Raw genomic sequence first — 16629 nt, 5'->3', positions numbered from 1 at the left:
CCCGTGCCCTTTATGAGTCGCTGTCTGCGTGACCCGTTTCCTTTGCGAGTCGTTGTTCCGCTGGTCATCTGGGCCTTCTACGGTCCTGAACATGATCCGTAGGCTTCTGGCCGCGGCGCTGGCGGTCCTCGCGACCGGTACCGTCGCCGTTGTGCTGCAACAACCCGAACCCGCGACCGCCGAGCCCCGCGGCCGCGAACCCATCATCGTCGGCCACCGGGGTGCCAGCGCGCACCGGCCCGAGCACACCCTGCTCTCGTACGAGACCGCGATCGCGCTCGGTGCCGACTACATCGAGCCCGACCTGGTCTCGACGAAGGACCACGTGCTGGTGGCCAGGCACGAGAACGAGATCGGCGGCACCACGGACGTCGAGAGCCACCCCGAGTTCGCGGGGCGCCGGACGACCAAGACCATCGACGGCACCTCGATCACCGGCTGGTTCACCGAGGACTTCACGCTCGCCGAGCTGAAGACGCTCAGGGCCGAGGAGCGCATCCCCGACCTGCGTCCGGACAACACCGCCTTCAACGGCCTCGCGGAGATCCCGACCTTCGACGAGGTCGTCGCGCTCGCCAAGCGGAGCGGGGTCGGCGTCTACCCCGAGACCAAGCACCCCAGCTACTTCGACTCCATCGGGCTCTCCCTGGAGGAGCCGCTGCTCGACGTGCTCGGCCGCCACGGCTGGCGCGGGAGCCGGGACCCGGTCTTCATCCAGTCCTTCGAGACCGCCAACCTGCGCGAGCTGAGCAAGAAGACCAAGCTGCCGCTGGCCCAGCTGATCAACGCCGCCGGTGCCCCGTACGACTGGATCGCCGCCGGAGACCCGCGCACCTACGACAGCATGGTCACCCCCGCGGGGCTCCGTGACGTGGCGAGCTACGCGGACGGCGTCGGCGTCGACACCAAGCGGATCGTGCCCGTCGGCCCCGACGGCCGCCTTCTGCAGCCCACCCCGCTCATCCGGGACGCCCACCGGGCCGGTCTGAAGGTCCACACCTGGACCATCAGGAACGAGAACTCGCAGCTCCCGGTGGACTTCCGGTTCGGGAACCCGGCGAGCGCGGCCTACCCGCGCGCCACCGGCAACGTGATGGGCTGGCTGGAGAAGCTCTACTCCCTCGGCGTCGACGGCGTCTTCGCCGACGACCCCGGCATGGCCAACGCCGTCAGGGAGCGCGTCTTCTAACACCCCAGGGCCCCGGCCATCCGGGCACGGCGACCCGCACGGGGGCCTCGCGACGGCGAGACCCCCGTGCTTCTTCGTTCGCGGACGGCGTGCCCTCGCCGTTCTCACCGTGCTTTCGCCTCTCCGCCCCCGGCCAGAGCAGGAGCCGGAACCGGCGCGGGACGGAGCAGCCGGTTGGCGAGCAGGGCCAGGCAGAGCACCCAGCCGCTCCAGGCCACGTAGCCGACGAAGTTGGTCAGGTCCGCGCCGGGCAGACCGAGCGGGACCAGCAGCCCGGCCAGGATGGCCAGCGCCGAGCTCGCGCCGAGGATCGTGAACCAGCGCGGGGGCGAGGGCAGGGCGACCAGAAGCAGGATGGTCCAGCTCGCGGTGAACAGGTAGCCGAGGGTCTCGCCGACACCGGTACCGAGGTAGCCATGCAGGGCGGCGAAGACGGTCTCGGCCGCGGCCGGGTCGCTCGCGTGGGCCAGCGCGGGTACCGCGAACGGCCAGCGGATCAGGCCGAGTACCTGCACCAGCCCGGCCAGCACCCCGATCCGCGTCGACAGCGCCGCGGCCGGTCCGTCCGGCAGGCGGCGGCCGAGCAGCACCGCGGCCTGCTGGAGGACACCTCCAGTCCGCCGCACCGGCGGATCGAGGACTTCGCCCTGGCGCTGCGCGAGGTGCTGCTGCGTCACCCCGCCGCCGTTCCCGCGATCCTCGGTGCCGCCTTCAGCGGGCCGGTCGCGCTGCGGGTCGGCGAGAGCCTGCTCGGCGTGCTGCCCGACCCACGCGCGTCCTACACCGTGATGGTCTACGTGCTGGGCGCCATCGCCCTGGAGGCGGCCGAGCTGAACGACGCGGAAAGCAGGGGTGAGGGGGGCGCCCCCCTGCCCGAGGCCGAGCGGATCGCCGCCCGCCGGGCCGCCCTCGCCGTCGACCCCGAGGAGTTCCCCCGAACCCACGCCGCGGCCGACGCGATCGCCGCCTACGTCTCCACCGACCAGTTCCGCTGGGGACTGGACCGGGTCCTGGCCGGGCTCTGACCCGCGGGCCGAGCGGTCGCTCACCAACCCGGAGAACGGCGAGACACCGTTCGACCAGGCCGATCGGACGGGGATCTCGTCAACCGCTCCGGAACTACTCCGAGAACGGCTCCTCGAGGTAGGAGAGGGGAGCCGGGGGCGGTCTGTCCGTGACGGCCGTGTAGAGGCCCTCGGCCAGGCCCTCGTCTCCCCGAGGGGCGAACGGCCTGATCGCGGTGATGTGCCCGTCGGGCCGCAGCAGCACCAGCGTGTCGTCGGGAACGCCGAACCGGAGGCGGACCCGCTCGCCGGGATCGAGCAGGAGCCGGTCGCGCAGGTCCGAGTCCGGCGGCACGTCCCACCTGCTGACCACGTACTGCCGCAGCGCGGGCGAGTCGGGGGGAGGAAGCAGGGGAGCCCGCCGGGCGTCGGTGAAGTGGAGCGCGACGAAGGAGTCCGCGCACAGGTCGTGCACGTGGACCTCTCCGGCGTGACCGAACAGCGGCAGGTCCGGGACGCGGTCACCGCACCGCACCGGCGCGGGGGTGTCACCGGTCTTGACCATGGCCCAGTCGCCGGTGTTGTCCACGTCGAGCCGTACTCCCAGCAGCGTGCGCGTCTGGGCCGTTCCCCAGCCTCCCTCCGTCATGGCCGCGACGCCCTCACCGCGGTGGGCCATGACGGCGCGGGCCGCCTCGGCCATCTTGCCCGAGCCCAGGGAGGCGACCGGGAGCTGCTCGCTCTCGTACCCGTCGAGCAGCCGGTCGTCCGCCCACCCCCGCAGCACCCACGCCAGGCGCCACACCAGGTTGGAGGTGTCCAGGGCCCCGGTGTTGAGGCCGAGGGCCCACATCGGCGTGATCAGGTGGGCGGCGTCCCCGAGCAGGAAGACCCGGTGGTCACGCCAGCGGCTCGCGATCCGGTGGTGGACGCGGTAGACGTTGCAGCCGACCAGCCGCGAGGGCCCCACGTCCCCGAGGAAGCGCAGCGCCCTGTCCCGCAGCTCCGTCTCCTCCGGTTCCGGCGTGCCCGGCTTGAGCGCGTAGACGAAGCGCCAGCAGTGCGGCAGGCGCACCACGACCACCCACTCCTCCGGGTCGGAGAAGTAGGCCAGGTAGGGATAGTCGCGCGGGGTGTCGATGTCGAGGTCGACCTCCAGGTCGACGAGCACGTACCGCTCGTCCAGGGTCCGGCCCTCGACGGTCACGCCGAGCGTTCCCCGGACGGACGACCGCCCGCCGTCGCAGCCCAGCAGGAACGACCCCCGGATCACCCGCGGCCCCGACGCCGTCTCGGCGGTCACCTCCACTCCCGCGGAGTCCTGCCGGAAACCGGTCACGCGGTGCCCCATGCGCAGGGCGCCGGGTGCCGTGCGCTCCAGCTCGTCGCGGAGCACCGGCTCCAGGTGGTGCTGCGGGATGTTCGCGATGAACGGGAACCGTGTGTCCCCGGCCAGCGCGTCCGTACGCACCCGGAATCTGGGCAGGTTCGTGGAGCGCTCGAACTCGCCGATCTCGTCGACGCGCAGTGCGGCGCGGAGCACCGGGGGCAGCGCCCCGTACCGGTGCAGGATCTCCAGGCTGCGGGTGAGCAGCGAACCCGCCTTGGTGTCCGGCGACAGCCGTTCGTCCTCCTCGAGCACCACGACCGGGAGGCCGTGGTGGGCCAGCCCGAGCGCGGTGATGAGCCCCACCGGACCCGCGCCGGCCACGACGATCGGGGCGGGCCGCTCGCCGACGGCCGACGTGGGCCGCTCACCGGGTGCCGGTGCGGGCGTCTCGGCGGTGGTCGTCGTGGGCCGCTCACCGGGCGCCGGGGCGGGCCGCTCGCCGGGCGCTGTCGTGGGTCGCTCGCCGGAGGCCGGGACGGGTCGCTCGCCGGCGGCCGGGTGATCAGCCATTCTTCAGCTCCACCAGGCGCGAGACGTATCTCGTTTCTCCCACATTCGTCAGCTTGTGCACCGCGCCCGGATCTCTGAAGACCACCGAGCCGCGCGGCTCCGGCGCGTCGATCAGCTGCCCGTCGGCGGTCTCGATGACGTTGAGAGCCTCCTCGATCGCGATGACGAGGTACGGGTGGTCGTGCCGGTGCAGGGGCTGGGTCTGGCCCGGTTCCAGCTCGATCTGCCAGACCCTGACCAGCTCGTTCTCGAAGACGACGTGCTGGCCCACCGGGCCAAGCCCGGTCTCGCCCACTTCTGGATCAGTCATCGGATACCTCCGTGTCGACTCGGATGATGTGGTGGGTGCCTTTCGGGGGAGCCGGGTTCAGCCGGTGGTCTCCCGCGCCCACGGCAGCAGGAGGCGCTCGATCGCGACCAGGACGTAGAACAGCGCGATGCTCATCGCACCGAGCAGGGCCATCGCGGCGAACGCCAGCGCGGTGTCCGCGCTCGCCCCGGACTGGACGATGACGTAGCCGAGTCCCGCCTGGGCGCCGACGAACTCGCCGATCACCGCGCCGATGACGGCCAGCGAGATCGCGACCTTCAGCCCGACGAAGATCTGTGGCAGTGCGTGGGGGAAGCGCACCTGGAGGAACAGGCGCCACCAGCTCGCCCGGAGCGACCTGCTCAGCTCGACGAACTCCGCAGGGGTGGACCGCAGGCCGGTGGCGGTGGAGATCACGATGGGGAAGAAGCAGACCAGGAAGACCATGACCACCTTGGGGAGCTGGCCGAACCCCATCCACACGACCAGGATCGGCGCGACGGCGACCTTGGGCACCGCGTTGACGGCGATCAGCAGCGGGTAGACGCTCTCCTCGACGATCCGGAACGTGGCGATCAGGACCGCGATCAGCACGCCCGCCACCACGGCGAGCGCGTACCCCTGCAGCGTCTCCACCAGCGTCACCCAGGTCTGGTCGAGCAGATAGCCGCCGTGCCGGCCGAAGACCGCGAGCACGTCCGGAGGCGCGGGCAGGACGTACGGCGCGATGTCGAAGGCGACCGTGGCCAGCCACCAGGCCGCCACGGTCAGTGCCGCGCCGACCGCGGGAAGCACCCAGACCCTCACCGGGGGGTTCCCCCCGTCGACTCCCCGGGCGAGCCCGCGGACTCCCCGCCAGGCTTCGCGGACGACTCCTCGACAGGCTCCTCGTACGACGTCACGTGCGGCTCACCGGCCCGCTCACCGGCGGCCCGCTCGGAGGGCCGTTCGCCGAGCGGCTCCGCGAGCAGCGAGCGCAGCTCCGCGCCGTACCCGGCGAGCCGCTCCGCGTGGGCGTCGCGGCCCAGGGAACGCGGCCGGGGTACGTCGATCTCCACGATCTCCCGGACCCGGCCGGGTCGTGGGCTGAGCACCACGACCCGGTCCGCGAGCAGTACCGCCTCCTCGATGGAGTGGGTGACGAGGACGACCGTGGCGGCGCTCTCCGTCCGGATCCGCTGGAGCTCGGCGGAGAGCTCCTCGCGGGTGAGCGCGTCCAGCGCGGAGAACGGCTCGTCCATGAGCATGACCTTCGGCTCGCAGATCAGCGACCGGCACAGCGCCACCCGCTGCTGCATGCCGCCCGACAGCTCGTGCGGGAGCCGCCTCTCGAAGCCCGCCAGCCCGGCCACGCGCAGCAGCTCGCGCGCGCGGCCGAGATGGGAGGCCTTCGACCGGCCGAGGAACTCCACGGGCAGCAGCACGTTGCCGAGGACCGTCCGCCACGGGAGCAGGGCGGGCCGCTGGAACATGAGGCTGACGTCGGGGCGCGGCCCGGTCACCGGCTCTCCCGCGATCCGCACCTCCCCGCCGGTGGCCGGGATGAGACCGGCGACCAGCCGCAGGAGCGTCGACTTCCCGCAGCCCGAGCGCCCGATCACGGCCACGAACTCGTGCTCGCGCACCCGCAGGCCGATGCCCTCCAGCGCGGCCACCGGCCCGGCCCTGCCGGGGAACACACAGGACAGATCCGAGATCTCGATCACGTCAGGACCCGGGGGCCAGGCCGAAGGTGACGATGTCGGAGGGCTTGAAACCGGGCTGGATCACCTTCGCGTCCTCAAGGATGGCGATGACGGCGGCCAGGCGGCTCTCGTCCAGGGCTCCCACGGGCACCCCGGCCTCCGACGGCCGTACGAAGGCGGCCATCTCCCTCAGCTCCGCGGCCGCGGTGACCGGGTTCTGGGTCGGGTGATACTTGTTCAGGATTTTTCCTGACTCGTCGGGGTTGTCGACGGCGTACTCCAGCCCCTTGAGCAGGGCGTCCCTGAACTTCGTCACCACGACGGGCTTCTCGGCCGCCAACTTCGCGGTGGTCGTGAGGATGTTGCCGTACATCTCCTTGACGTGGTCGCTGTACGGCAGGACCACGGCCTTGCGCCCCTGGGCCGCCTGCTCGATGGTCGGCCTGCCCACCACGAATTGGCCGATGGCGTCGACCTTGCCCGAGGCCAGCAGCTGCGGGAGCGACGGCGGCGGCGCGGGAACGAAGGTGACCTTGGCCGGGTCGATCCCGGCGGCCTTGGCGTAGGCGGGGAAGACGAGCTTGACCGCGGAGCCCGCCGGATCGGCGATCTTCTTGCCCTCAAGGTCCTTGGGCACGGTTATGCCCGAGTCCTCAAGGGCGATGACGGCGGTGAGCGACCGCTGCTGGATCGCCGCCACGCCGGTGACCGGTAGCTTCTGCGCCGCCAGGGTGACGATGGAGCCGGTGAGGTCGGTGATCCCGAAGTCGGCCTGGCCGCTCGCGATCAGTTTGAGGGAGTCGGCCGTACCGCTGCCGGGCCTGATGGTGACATCGAACCCCGCGTCCCTGAAATACCCCTTCTCCAGGGCGACGTAGGCGTAGGAGTCCCGCCCGAAGACGTTGAACGAGGTCAGGTAGGTGATCTTCGTGGCCGCCGGAGGCGCGGAGGACGCGCCGGAGCCCGTCGCGGAGGTGCCGGTGTCGGTGCTCGCGCACGCGCCGGTGACCAGGACGCACAGGGCCGCCAGCGAGCTGCGGAGGATGGTCGGGATATTCACGGTTCCCCTTCCGTTACCAGATTTGATCAAAGCGTTTTTGATCAAATCCGGCAACGGTCCGGGATTACCTTCTTGTCAAATTCTCAACGGAACCCGCGTCTCTCAGGCGACCTCGACCATCTGCTCGGCGTCGTCCATGGGGCGCAGCTCGTCGGCGTAGCTGACCGAGACGCGGCGCATCACGCCGCTGTCGCTGATGGAGTACTGGCCCAGGCGCCACAGCGGCGGCGAGTACGCGTGGATCGAGACGCTGCCGTGCACCGCACCGGTCAGCCGGTGGATGTGGTCGGGGCCGAAGGAGAAGGACTCGCCCTCCGAGATCACGGTCTCCAGGTGCTCGCCGCCGATGCGGGGGTTGCACTCCAGGAGCGTCCCGGCCACCACGCGGACCGCCCCGGAGGAGGTGTCGTGGTCGTGCCAGCCGGTGTCGTCCTCGGGCCGCCAGCACAGCAGCCAGACGTCCACGTGGGAGTCGCGGTAGAGGGAGGCGAAGTGGCGCCCGCCCTCCTCGGGGAACTCCACCTGCTCCTCCCACCGGGACGGATCGGCGGCCAGCTCGTTGACCAGGTCGAGGAGCTCGCGCCGGTCGAGGGCGCGGGCGGGCAGGGCCTCGTAGCTCATGAGGTCTCACCGCCGAACGGCCCGGAGCCCGCGTTGTCCACTCGTCCGGCGTGACCGGCGCGGTCGGCGGGCCCGGCGACTCGTGCGCGCCGCGGGCGCGTGGTTCTGTTCGCCGGGAGCGCACAGCTCTCGCGGCCCTGGTACTGGTTCACTTGCGCGACTCCTTTCCGTTCAGCAGGCGGTTCGGGTTGGTGACCGCGATGGCGTGCCAGGCGGCGTCGCCGAGCGCGGGGTCCGGTGCGATGGCGTAGGGCTGGTCGGAACCGCTCACCACGATGTCGACGCCGAGTTCGCGGACGATCGCGTCGATGGCGCGCGGGCCGTAGGAGGAGGTCTCCAGGAACAGGTCGGGATCGACCTGTCCCCGGCCCTCGCCGCCCCGGTTGGCCAGGCGCTCGGAGTGGAGCGGGGCCAGTCCGGCGAGCAGCGAGAAGCAGACCCGCAGATGGGGGTGGCGGGACCGCCCGAAGGCGGCGAAGGCGTACCACGCGGCGTGCATCTGCTGCACGTACGGCACGACGGCGGGCCACCAGCCGGGCCCCTCGGGCTCGGTGGCGGGGCCGGGGTGCACGAAGAGTGGCAGGTCGCGCTCGGTGAGCACGTCGAGCAGCGGGGCGACCCTGGCCAGGCCCGCGGCGTCGCGCACGGCGGTCGCGGGCAGCTGGAGCCCGACGAGTCCCGGCCGCACTCCTCGCGCGCCGTCCGCCGCGCCGCCACCCTTCGCGTCGTTCCGTACGCCGTCTCCCGCGTCGCTCCCCATGCCGTCCCGGGCGAGGTCGCCCGCCGCGTTCCGTACGCGGCCCCGGGCGCCGTCTCCGGCGTCGAGGGTCTTGGCGAGCCTGGCGGGATCGATCTCGCTGAGGCAGGTCGCCGCCCAGGCGCCGAAGGGCGCGGGCAGGGCGAGGGCGTCCTCGTGGTAGGCGTCGATGATCGGCCAGGCGTCCTCGGGAGGCAGCGACTCGATGCCGAGCGGGCTGGACAGCGACACGAGGGCCAGGTCGAGGCCCGCGTTCAGCGCGAGGCGCCCGGCGAGGTCGTGGTCGGCGGGGTCGACCTCGTAGGCGGGTTCGCCGTCCAGGTGGAGGGTCCAGCCGTCGAGCCGGGGCGCGGTGGTGCGGCTTCTGAGCGCGTCCACGAACGCGGGCGTCCACAGATGCTGGTGAACGTCGACGGTCACGACGGATCTCCTCCTCCCACGCTTCGAGGTATTCCCTACCTAGAATAGGGGTAAACGCCTCCACCTCGCCACATCCAACAGTGACACGGTTCAGTGAACCGTTTCAGTGAACCGCTTCACCCCGCATCGTGTCAATACCTCCCAGCGCCTCTCGACTGCCACCCGGCGGCCCCGATCGCGCGGGGAGCGCGCCCTCGGAGGCCTCGAGGAATAGGCTGGTCCGATGCCCCAGCCCCGGAAACGAGCGACCATCCGTGAGGTGGCGAAGGCCACCGGCCTGTCGCCCGCCGCCGTCTCCTACGCCCTGCGCGGCATGCAGGTGTCGGAGGAGACCATCGAGCGGGTGCGCCAGGCCGCGGCCGAGCTCGGTTACGAGGCCGACCCCATCGCCCGCGCCCTGGCCAGCGGCCGGACCGGCATGATCGGCCTGCTCTGCGGCTCCCTGGAGGACCTCTGGCAGCAGGCGCTGGCCGTCGGCATCGGCCGCGCGCTCAAGGACAACGACCGCTACGCCCTGATCCTGGACGCCGCGGGAGACCCCGCCAGGGAGCACACGCTCGCCAGGCAACTCCGCGACCAGCGGGTGGACGCGCTCATCGTGCAGCCGGTCGATCCCGCGGCGCCGCTCTGGGCCGAGCTGTGCGAGGGGCTGCCGGTGGTGTCGATCGGCGACGCCCTGGCCGGGACGCGCGCCGCGGGCGAGGTCGTCTTCGACAACCGGGCCGGGGTGACCCTCGCCCTGGAGCACCTGCGCCAGCGGGGCCACCGGCGCCTGGCCGTCCTCACCTCGACCCGGGCCAGCACCCCCGACCGGCCCGCCGACGTGCACGTCATGGCCGAGGCAGGGCGGCTGGGCCTGGACATCGACCTGGTCACCGCCTCGCAGTCACTGGGACCCGCCACCCGGGTCGCGGGCGAGATGCTCGACGCCGGCCACCGGGCGTTCTTCTGTTTCGCCGACTCGATCGCCTACGGCGTCTACGCGGCCTCCGCCGAGCGGAAGCTGGGCATCCCGTTCGAGGTGTCCGTGATGGGTTACGACGACCATCCCATGTCGGGCCTGCTCACCCCCGGCCTGACCACGGTCGACTGGGACATCGACGGCATCGTCCGCGCCGCCGTCCGCATCGTCGTGGCCGCCGCCGACGGCAACACGCGCCGTCGCCGCATCGTCCAGGCCCCCCAGCTCCGCGAGCGCGGCTCGGTGGGCTGACCCGGCCCGGGGGCCTCAGGGGCCTCAGGGGGCTCAGGGGGCGAGGCCGGGCAGCAGCCCGCGCGCCGCGTCGAGGTCGGCGTCCAGGGGGCGGTCCTCCATCGCGGGATCGAGCGGCAGGTCGCAGGGCAGGCCGCGCAGCCGCAGGGCCCGTACGGAGGCCACCAGCTCGCACGCCAGGACGATCTCCAGTGGTTCGGCGGCGGCGAGCGCGGAACGGGCCGCCTGCGGGGTGAAGCTCGCGTGGTCCTCGGTGCCCAGGGAGAGCACGGCTCCGCCCAGGGTGACAGGGGCGGCCAGGTGGCGCAGCTCGGCCAGCGCGGAGTGCGCGACGTATTCGAGGATCATGACCCCGGACAGCCCGGGACGCTCGGCGAGGAAGGGCAGCAGGCCCGTGTGGGCCGGATCGTTCAGGGTGGCGAGCCTGGCGGCGCTCAGTGTCGCGGTCTGCACGAGCGCGGCCCGCAGGGCGTCGAGGGCGAGCGCGACCCGCGCCGAGTGGAAGTTGCCGTTGTGCCAGGCCCGGCCATCGGCGATCAGCGGGTTCTCGGGAGCCGCGTTCATCTCCTCGGTGATCGTCCGCTCCGCCCGGCCGAGAGCGTCGAGGACGGCCCCGTGGACCTGCGGGAAGGCTCGGTAGCCGTACGGGTCCTGGACGCGGCGCGGGCTGGTGGAGCCGACCATGGCGCGCAGCCCGGCCGCGACCTCGGTCTGTTCGGGGCCGCGTTGCACGACGGGGGAGAGCGGTTCGAGCGAGGCGTCGATCGCCCGGAAGGAGCGGGCCGCGACCGCGGTGGCGGCGGCCAGGAGGATCCTCAGGCGGTGACAGGCCAGCGCCGCGTCCGCCAGGGTCGCCGCGCCCGAGCTGATGAACGGCAGCGCGTCACCCGAGGCGAGCGCGAACCGGGGTACGGGATCCCCCGCTCGCGTCCCGGAGGGGCCGCCCCCGGCCCGTTTCCAGGACGCTGTGTCCCCGGCCCGTACGTCCTCCGCGGGCGGGGTCCAGGGAAGCTCGCCCAGGAGGCAGAGTGCGGTGGTGGCCAGGGCGGTGAGGTCGCCGGTGCCGATGGCGCCGTAGGTGCGGATCGGCGGGGTGAGGCCCCGGTTGACGGCGGCGGCGAGGACGGGCAGGAGGGCCGGGTCGACCCCCGAGCCGCCGGCCAGCAGTTGGTTGAGGCGGACCACGAGGGTGGCACGGGCGCGGAACTCCTCGATCGCCGGTCCGGCGCCGCCCGCGTGGCTGCGGAGCAGGTCCAGGCCGGTGTCCTCGGCCCGCACGTCCTTGTTGGCGCCCACGCCGGTGGTCCGGCCGTACACGGGCCCGTGGAGCAGGCCGGCCATCTGCCATGCCGCCTCCGCACGGCCGGTGGAGCCCAGCGAGATCCCGGAGCCGTGGGCCGCCCGGTAGACCTGTTCGCAGGTCAGGTGGGCGCCGTCAAGGACGAGGGTCATCGGCTCAGTCGCCGACGATCGCGTCGAGGATCAGGTCGAGCAGCCAGCTGACCAGGCCGATGATGATCGCGCCCCAGAACGCGGCCCAGAAGCCCTCGACGTGGAAGGGCAGCCGGAGCTGCTCGGCGATCCAGCTGGTCAGCAGCAGCAGCCCGGCGTTGACCACCAGGGCGAACAGGCCGAGCGTGAGGATGTAGAAGGCGCAGCCGAGCGTCGCGATGATCGGCTTCAGGACCGCGTTGACGATCCCGAAGACGAGGGCGACGGCGACGAGTGTGCCGATCTCCTTGAGCGGGGTCTTCGCGGACACCGTGATGCCGTCCACGAACTGGGTCGCCGCCCACAGAGCGGCTGCTACAACCAGTATTTTGATGATTATTTTCACGTTTTGGGATCCTCGCATGGATAGTCGGACGGGCGATAGATCTGCACCCTGAGAGTGGATATATACGCATAGCAGGGATTTCGCTGGTCGGTTCGGCGCCCGCGGTTCCGATCACCGCGAGCGACGCGGTCCCACCGTCGCCGGGGACGGCGAGCCGGCCCCGGCGCCCGTGGAAAGTTTCGCATCCGTGACCGTATGCGGTCATGAAAGTGGCGAGATCCTGTCAGGGGCGCCGCTCCCCGGCGGGGAGAAGCGCCACCGGGTGGGAAGGTCCCAGGTGAGGAGCACGAATCGCCGAGGGGGCCTCATCATGTCCGATGACCGATCGTCCACTGGCCGACAGGGAAAGCCGTCCGCGGGAACCGGGACGGAACCCGGCCCCGTCCCCAAACCCACCCCCGTCCCCAAACCTGGTCCCGTCCCCAAACCTGGTCCCGTCCCCAAGCCCGGTCCCGTCCCCAAACCCGGTCCCCCGCCTGAGCCTGGACCGTCACCTGAGCCCGGTTCCGTCCCCAAACCTGGCCCCGTCCCCAAGCCCGGTCCCCCGCCTGAGCCCGGTCCCGTTCCCAAGCCTGGCCCCTTGCCTGAGCCTGGCCCTCTGCCTGAGCCTGGCCCTCTGCCTGAACCCGGTCCCCTGCCTGAACCCGGTCCCGTTCCCAAGCCCGGACCGCCACCCGAGCCCGGCCCCGTTCCCAAGCCCGGCCCTCCGCCCAAGCCCGGTCCGCTACCCGAGCCCAGCCCTCCGCCCAAGCCCGGTCCGCCGCCCAGGCCCGCCCCTCCGCCCAGGCCCGGCCCGGGGACCAAGCCGGAATCGGAAGCAGTCCGGCCCCGGGCCCGAGTGACATCGGCCTGACCGTGGGAAAACGGCTCACCTCGCGCGGATTCATCGCGTTCGGCCACGAGGATCGCGTGCCCGACCTGATCGCGGAGGTGGGCAGCCGGCTCCGCGAGGGCGGGCTCACCTTCCCCGAAACCGTCGTCGACGGCCTGGAGAACGCCCGGCAGGCGTTCATCGACATGCCCAGCGGCGCCGACACCGGAAAGACGCCGATCCGGTCGGCGCGCTGATGGTGCATACCGTCAATTGCGCATGATGGTCATATTCTCGGGGCAGAAGGGGCGTGAGGGGGTGGGTCTGTTGGAAACGGACGAGCTTGAGTCGCTGTCGGCCCAGGAACTGCATGATCGCGCGGTCCACTACGCCGTGCACCACGGAGATCTCGGCTTCCTGTGGGAGCTGCTCACGTTGATCCCCGCGGCGGAGGCGTCCGCGGGCAACGAGGACCAGACAACCAACGACCTCAGCCGGGTCTCGGCCCTGCTCAGCGACGCGATGGCCTCGGGCCACGGGGAACTGGGCGAGGCGCTGCGGCCGTTCTACATCGAATACCTGTCCAAACATCCCGAGGCCTGAGGCGGGTCCCGTTCCCGCCGTAACCCGGGCGTTCCTCCATCTGCGGGCCTCTGTAGGGTGATCGGCAGGTTTTCAGGGGAGGAACGCCATGGCACAGGTGAGAGTGGAGCGGACCGAGGACGGGTTCGTGGCGCGCAACGACCGTGGAGCCGAGGTGGCCATGGGCGGCGGTGACGAGCAGGGAGTGTTCACCCCCGTGGAGTTGCTGCTCGCGGCACTCGGCGGCTGCAACATCGTCACCGTGGAGCCGCTGACGGCCCAGCGCGGCCACCGCATGGTCCGCCTGGCGATGACTGTCCGGGCCGAGAAGGTCGAGGCCGCCAGGCTGGGGCCGATCACCATCACCTACGACGTGGAGCTGCCCGAGGGCGACGAGAAGGCCGCCGAGGTCCTCCGTGCCGTGGCCCACCGCGTCGAGGAGAAGTACTGCACGGTGAGCCAGGCCCTGAAGGACAACCTCGAGATCAACCTCGAACTCCCCTGACGGCCTCGCCGGGAACCCGCGGAACCGCTTCGCCGGGCACCGCGACGGCGCCGGCCGGAAACCCGATGATCGCGGCGGTCCGAGCCGGAACGGCCGACGGGCTTCCGGCCCACGCCCGAGGTCGTGTCCGTGCCCACGCCCGAGGTCGTGTCCGTGCCCACGCCCGAGGTCGTGTCCGTGCCCACGCCCGAGGTCGTGTCCGTGCCCGCGCCCGAGGTCGTGTCCGTGCCCGCGCCCGAGGTCGTGTCCGTGCCCGCGCCCGAGGTCGTGTCCGTGCCCGCGCCCGAGGTCGTGTCCGTGCCCGCGCCCGAGGTCGAGGCCCTCGGCCGGCGCCGGGAACCAATGCGCCCGCGATCCCGAACCAATGCGATCGACCCCTTGACGGCGGGTTTTCGCGTGCCCGCAGGGGGCTGACGGCGCTTCGGTGATACCGGGTCAAGGTTGGGTGTAGGCGCAAAATCAACCTTTGGATGACGCGCCCGTTACATTTGACTAGGTAGTGTTATTGCAGGTCGAGGGGTCTGCGAAGCCCGGGGGGAGCGTTGCAGAGACTTTTCACCGGATAAGAACGCGAGGGGGATCGCGTTCCTGAGCGGAGCCGCCGAAGTCTTGGGGGAGATGACGGCAAAGCCCGCGAAGAGGCCGGGGCCGGACAGTTGGGGGACTGTCCGGCCCCGAGTCTGTGTCGGGCCGGACGGTGTCCCGACGGTCCTGATAATCCGGCGCGGTTCACCTGGGACCGGACAGAACCGTACAGGGCCGTACAGGGCCGAACGGGATCAACCGGGGTGCGAGCGCGCTGAGGCTGCTGCTAGAGTTACCTCCGTTGCAAGCGCCGCTAGCTCAGTTGGTTAGAGCAGCTGACTCTTAATCAGCGGGTCCGGGGTTCGAGTCCCTGGCGGCGCACCACCGGCTGAGGCCGACGACCTGGGCACCTTCCGCATCGCGGAGGTGCCCTCAGTCTTTTCCGGCCTGGCGCGGGCTCCTCCCACCCGGTCAGCCCCCTCCCGTACGGATGCTCAGAGACCGCGCATGTGGCGCAGCACCTGAGCGCGTACGGCGTCGTCGAGACCGTTGAGCAGGCGGTCGGCGCGGCCGTCGGAGGATGCCTTGAGCAGTCCGGCGACGATGACGGGGGGCACGTAGTCGAGCACGCCGCACGCTCTTTTCGCCGGCATCGTCTCGATCAGGCGGATGGCGAGCGGGGTCGTCGCGAGGACGCGGACGATGCCGGCCGTGGTCCGGGCGGTGGTGCAGGCGAGGATCTTCGCGACCTCGCCGGGGGGTATGGCGCCCAGCAGCGCGCCGCTCCGCCCGGGATCGATGTGGCTCAGAGCCTGGCCCGCGCGGGTCGTTCCCATCGCCCGCAGCACCGCGGCGGTCTCCCGCCGCCTGGTCGCCATCACGTTCAGCACGGGGCCGGCGGTTCTCGCCGGGATGGCGTCGAGGATCGAGGCGGTCCTGTCCGTGGACAGCTCCAGCAGGATCGCCGCCGCGGTCTCCGGCTCCATCCGGACCAGCACCCGCTGGACGGTCTCGGCGGGGAGACGGTCGAGCAGTCGCGCGGCGGGTGAGGCCGCCATCGCGCCGAGGATCCGGGCGGTCTCGGCCGGGTCCATTCTGCCGAGATCCACGGTTCGCTCCCGTGCACGGTCGGCGGCCCCGGCTCTCTCCCGCGCGCGTTCCGCGACCCCGGCCGGGCGCGGTGCGGGCGAGGCCTCGGCCGGGCGCGGTGCGGGCACGGCCTCCGGGTGGTGTGCCTCGGGGTGGTGCGGTGAGGGTGCGGCCCTGGGCGGACGCGGTGGGAGCGGTGGGTGCGGTGAGGGCGCGGCCCCGGCCGGACGTGGTGCGGGGGAGCGGCCGGGAGAGGGCGGCGAGGAGGAAGGTTCGGGGCGGCGCGGCGCGGGGGAGGGCGGGGAATCGGTGACGATCGACCTCAGGACCCCCTCCAGTCCCCGCGCGTCCATCCGCCGGCCGGGGTCCTTGCGGAGCAACCTGACGATCGCGTCGGTCAGTGGCCCCTCGCGGGCGAGGCGGGGCGGATCGTCGAAGGTGATGGCCTTCATGGTGGCCGGCACGTTGCCGCGGAAGAACGGGGAGTATCCCTCCAGGGCGTGGAAGAAGGTCGCCCCCAGAGACCACAGGTCGGCGGGCGGTCCCGGAGAAAGGCCGTTGATCCGTTCGGGCGCCATGTACTCCAGCGTGCCCGCGAAGGCGTTCTGCGAGGTGAGGCGGCTCTCGCCGACGATGTGGGCGATGCCGAAGTCGACGAGGAACACCTCTCCGCCCTCGCCGACCAGGATGTTGGCGGGCTTCACGTCGCGGTGCAGCACGTCGGCCCGGTGCGCGGCGGTCAGCGCGGCCAGCACCCGCCCGCCGATCTCGGCGATCCGGCGCTCGCCGAGGGGACCGTGCTCGATCAGGTCCTGGAGCGAGCGGCCCCTGACGTAGGCCATGACGATCCAGGAGAGGTCGTCCTCCACGAACATGTCGTAGACCTCGACGATGCCGGAGTGCCTGATCCGCGCCGCGGCCCGCGCCTCGCGCAGCACGCGCTGGCGGCGCACGGACAGGTGCTCCCCGTTCGGGAACAGGATGAGCTCCTTGAGCGCGACGCGGCGCCCGAGCAACTCGTCCTCGGCCAGCCACACGTTGCCCATCCCGCCGCTGCCGATCATGGACAGGAGCCGGTAGCGGCCGTTGACCACGCGGCCGTTCATCTCGGGGGTCACGCA

The 16629-nt window shown here is 71.9% G+C and carries 18 protein-coding genes and 1 tRNA gene; 8 read left to right on the top strand and 11 right to left on the bottom strand.

Going from position 1 to position 16629, the window contains the following annotated elements; all coding sequences use genetic code 11:
- Nucleotides 1-91 precede the first annotated feature (91 nt).
- Nucleotides 92-1189, top strand: a complete 1098-nt coding sequence (locus OG587_RS44895) for a glycerophosphodiester phosphodiesterase (RefSeq protein WP_329085044.1) — start codon at nucleotides 92-94, stop codon at nucleotides 1187-1189.
- Between the two features lie 104 nt (nucleotides 1190-1293).
- Here OG587_RS44895 and OG587_RS44890 read toward each other — a convergent pair whose 3' ends face one another.
- Nucleotides 1294-1866, bottom strand: coding sequence for a DUF4386 family protein (locus tag OG587_RS44890; RefSeq protein ID WP_329085043.1), 573 nt, complete (start codon nucleotides 1864-1866; stop codon nucleotides 1294-1296).
- Here OG587_RS44890 and OG587_RS44885 point away from each other — a divergent pair.
- Nucleotides 1852-2214, top strand: coding sequence for a TetR/AcrR family transcriptional regulator C-terminal domain-containing protein (locus OG587_RS44885; RefSeq protein ID WP_329085042.1), 363 nt, complete (start codon nucleotides 1852-1854; stop codon nucleotides 2212-2214). The genes OG587_RS44890 and OG587_RS44885 overlap by 15 nt on opposite strands.
- Before the next feature lie 94 nt (nucleotides 2215-2308).
- Here OG587_RS44885 and OG587_RS44880 read toward each other — a convergent pair whose 3' ends face one another.
- The 7 genes from OG587_RS44880 to OG587_RS44850 form a co-directional block, all read right to left on the bottom strand.
- Nucleotides 2309-4093, bottom strand: a complete 1785-nt coding sequence (locus OG587_RS44880; RefSeq protein WP_329085040.1) for an FAD-dependent monooxygenase — start codon at nucleotides 4091-4093, stop codon at nucleotides 2309-2311.
- Nucleotides 4086-4403, bottom strand: coding sequence for a hypothetical protein (locus OG587_RS44875; protein ID WP_329085038.1), 318 nt, complete (start codon nucleotides 4401-4403; stop codon nucleotides 4086-4088). The genes OG587_RS44880 and OG587_RS44875 overlap by 8 nt, the downstream gene beginning before the upstream one ends.
- A gap of 57 nt (nucleotides 4404-4460) precedes the next feature.
- Nucleotides 4461-5210, bottom strand: a complete 750-nt coding sequence (locus tag OG587_RS44870) for an ABC transporter permease (protein ID WP_329085036.1) — start codon at nucleotides 5208-5210, stop codon at nucleotides 4461-4463.
- Nucleotides 5207-6109, bottom strand: coding sequence for an ABC transporter ATP-binding protein (locus OG587_RS44865; protein WP_329085032.1), 903 nt, complete (start codon nucleotides 6107-6109; stop codon nucleotides 5207-5209). Before OG587_RS44865 ends, OG587_RS44870 begins: the two co-directional genes overlap by 4 nt.
- A gap of 1 nt (nucleotide 6110) precedes the next feature.
- Entirely contained in the window at nucleotides 6111-7148 is a 1038-nt protein-coding gene (locus OG587_RS44860; RefSeq protein ID WP_329085031.1) for an ABC transporter substrate-binding protein, read from the bottom strand.
- Between the two features lie 102 nt (nucleotides 7149-7250).
- Nucleotides 7251-7769, bottom strand: a complete 519-nt coding sequence (locus OG587_RS44855; RefSeq protein ID WP_329085029.1) for a cysteine dioxygenase — start codon at nucleotides 7767-7769, stop codon at nucleotides 7251-7253.
- A gap of 148 nt (nucleotides 7770-7917) precedes the next feature.
- Nucleotides 7918-8946 carry an amidohydrolase gene (locus OG587_RS44850; protein ID WP_329085027.1) on the bottom strand — a complete coding sequence of 343 codons (1029 nt, stop codon included), beginning with the start codon at nucleotides 8944-8946 and terminating at the stop codon, nucleotides 7918-7920.
- A gap of 223 nt (nucleotides 8947-9169) precedes the next feature.
- Between OG587_RS44850 and OG587_RS44845 the strand changes: the two genes are divergently transcribed.
- Entirely contained in the window at nucleotides 9170-10159 is a 990-nt protein-coding gene (locus OG587_RS44845) for a LacI family DNA-binding transcriptional regulator (RefSeq protein ID WP_329085025.1), read from the top strand.
- Between the two features lie 33 nt (nucleotides 10160-10192).
- Here the strand turns inward: OG587_RS44845 and OG587_RS44840 are convergent, their stop codons facing one another.
- Complete coding sequence (locus OG587_RS44840; RefSeq protein ID WP_329085023.1) at nucleotides 10193-11611, bottom strand: aromatic amino acid lyase; 1419 nt, start codon at nucleotides 11609-11611, stop codon at nucleotides 10193-10195.
- Nucleotides 11612-11615: 4 nt separating this feature from the next.
- Complete coding sequence (locus OG587_RS44835; RefSeq protein ID WP_329085021.1) at nucleotides 11616-11996, bottom strand: phage holin family protein; 381 nt, start codon at nucleotides 11994-11996, stop codon at nucleotides 11616-11618.
- A gap of 855 nt (nucleotides 11997-12851) precedes the next feature.
- Between OG587_RS44835 and OG587_RS44830 the strand changes: the two genes are divergently transcribed.
- The 5 genes from OG587_RS44830 (at nucleotide 12852) to OG587_RS44810 (ending at nucleotide 14803) form a co-directional block, all read left to right on the top strand.
- A complete protein-coding gene (locus tag OG587_RS44830) occupies nucleotides 12852-13064 on the top strand; it encodes a hypothetical protein (RefSeq protein ID WP_329085019.1) in 213 nt (70 codons plus the stop codon).
- A 61-nt stretch (nucleotides 13065-13125) separates the two neighbouring features.
- Complete coding sequence (locus OG587_RS44825) at nucleotides 13126-13410, top strand: hypothetical protein (RefSeq protein ID WP_329085017.1); 285 nt, start codon at nucleotides 13126-13128, stop codon at nucleotides 13408-13410.
- 88 nt (nucleotides 13411-13498) lie between these two features.
- Nucleotides 13499-13894 carry an OsmC family protein gene (locus tag OG587_RS44820; RefSeq protein WP_329085015.1) on the top strand — a complete coding sequence of 132 codons (396 nt, stop codon included), beginning with the start codon at nucleotides 13499-13501 and terminating at the stop codon, nucleotides 13892-13894.
- 129 nt (nucleotides 13895-14023) lie between these two features.
- On the top strand, nucleotides 14024-14308 hold the full coding sequence (locus tag OG587_RS44815) for a hypothetical protein (RefSeq protein ID WP_329085013.1): 285 nt from the start codon (nucleotides 14024-14026) through the stop codon (nucleotides 14306-14308).
- Between the two features lie 418 nt (nucleotides 14309-14726).
- Nucleotides 14727-14803, top strand: a tRNA-Lys gene (locus tag OG587_RS44810).
- Between the two features lie 110 nt (nucleotides 14804-14913).
- Here the strand turns inward: OG587_RS44810 and OG587_RS44805 are convergent.
- Nucleotides 14914-16626 carry a protein kinase domain-containing protein gene (locus OG587_RS44805; protein WP_329085011.1) on the bottom strand — a complete coding sequence of 571 codons (1713 nt, stop codon included), beginning with the start codon at nucleotides 16624-16626 and terminating at the stop codon, nucleotides 14914-14916.
- Nucleotides 16627-16629: the final 3 nt, after the last annotated feature.

The sequence above is a fragment of the Streptosporangium sp. NBC_01469 genome (assembly GCF_036227305.1).
In the GTDB taxonomy this organism is placed as follows: domain Bacteria; phylum Actinomycetota; class Actinomycetes; order Streptosporangiales; family Streptosporangiaceae; genus Streptosporangium.
The sequence above is the reverse complement of the archived record's forward strand: the minus strand, read 5'-3'. Positions and strand labels throughout refer to the sequence as shown.

Excerpts from the sequence above, each read along its gene's own strand:
- OG587_RS44845 (WP_329085025.1), top strand. The coding sequence starts at position 9,170 with ATGCCCCAGCCCCGGAAACGAGCGACCATCCGTGAGGTGGCGAAGGCC.
- OG587_RS44820 (WP_329085015.1), top strand. The coding sequence starts at position 13,499 with ATGGCACAGGTGAGAGTGGAGCGGACCGAGGACGGGTTCGTGGCGCGC.
- OG587_RS44840 (WP_329085023.1), bottom strand. The coding sequence starts at position 11,611 with ATGACCCTCGTCCTTGACGGCGCCCACCTGACCTGCGAACAGGTCTAC.
- OG587_RS44855 (WP_329085029.1), bottom strand. The coding sequence starts at position 7,769 with ATGAGCTACGAGGCCCTGCCCGCCCGCGCCCTCGACCGGCGCGAGCTC.
- OG587_RS44875 (WP_329085038.1), bottom strand. The coding sequence starts at position 4,403 with ATGACTGATCCAGAAGTGGGCGAGACCGGGCTTGGCCCGGTGGGCCAG.
- OG587_RS44895 (WP_329085044.1), top strand. The coding sequence starts at position 92 with ATGATCCGTAGGCTTCTGGCCGCGGCGCTGGCGGTCCTCGCGACCGGT.
- OG587_RS44880 (WP_329085040.1), bottom strand. The coding sequence starts at position 4,093 with ATGGCTGATCACCCGGCCGCCGGCGAGCGACCCGTCCCGGCCTCCGGC.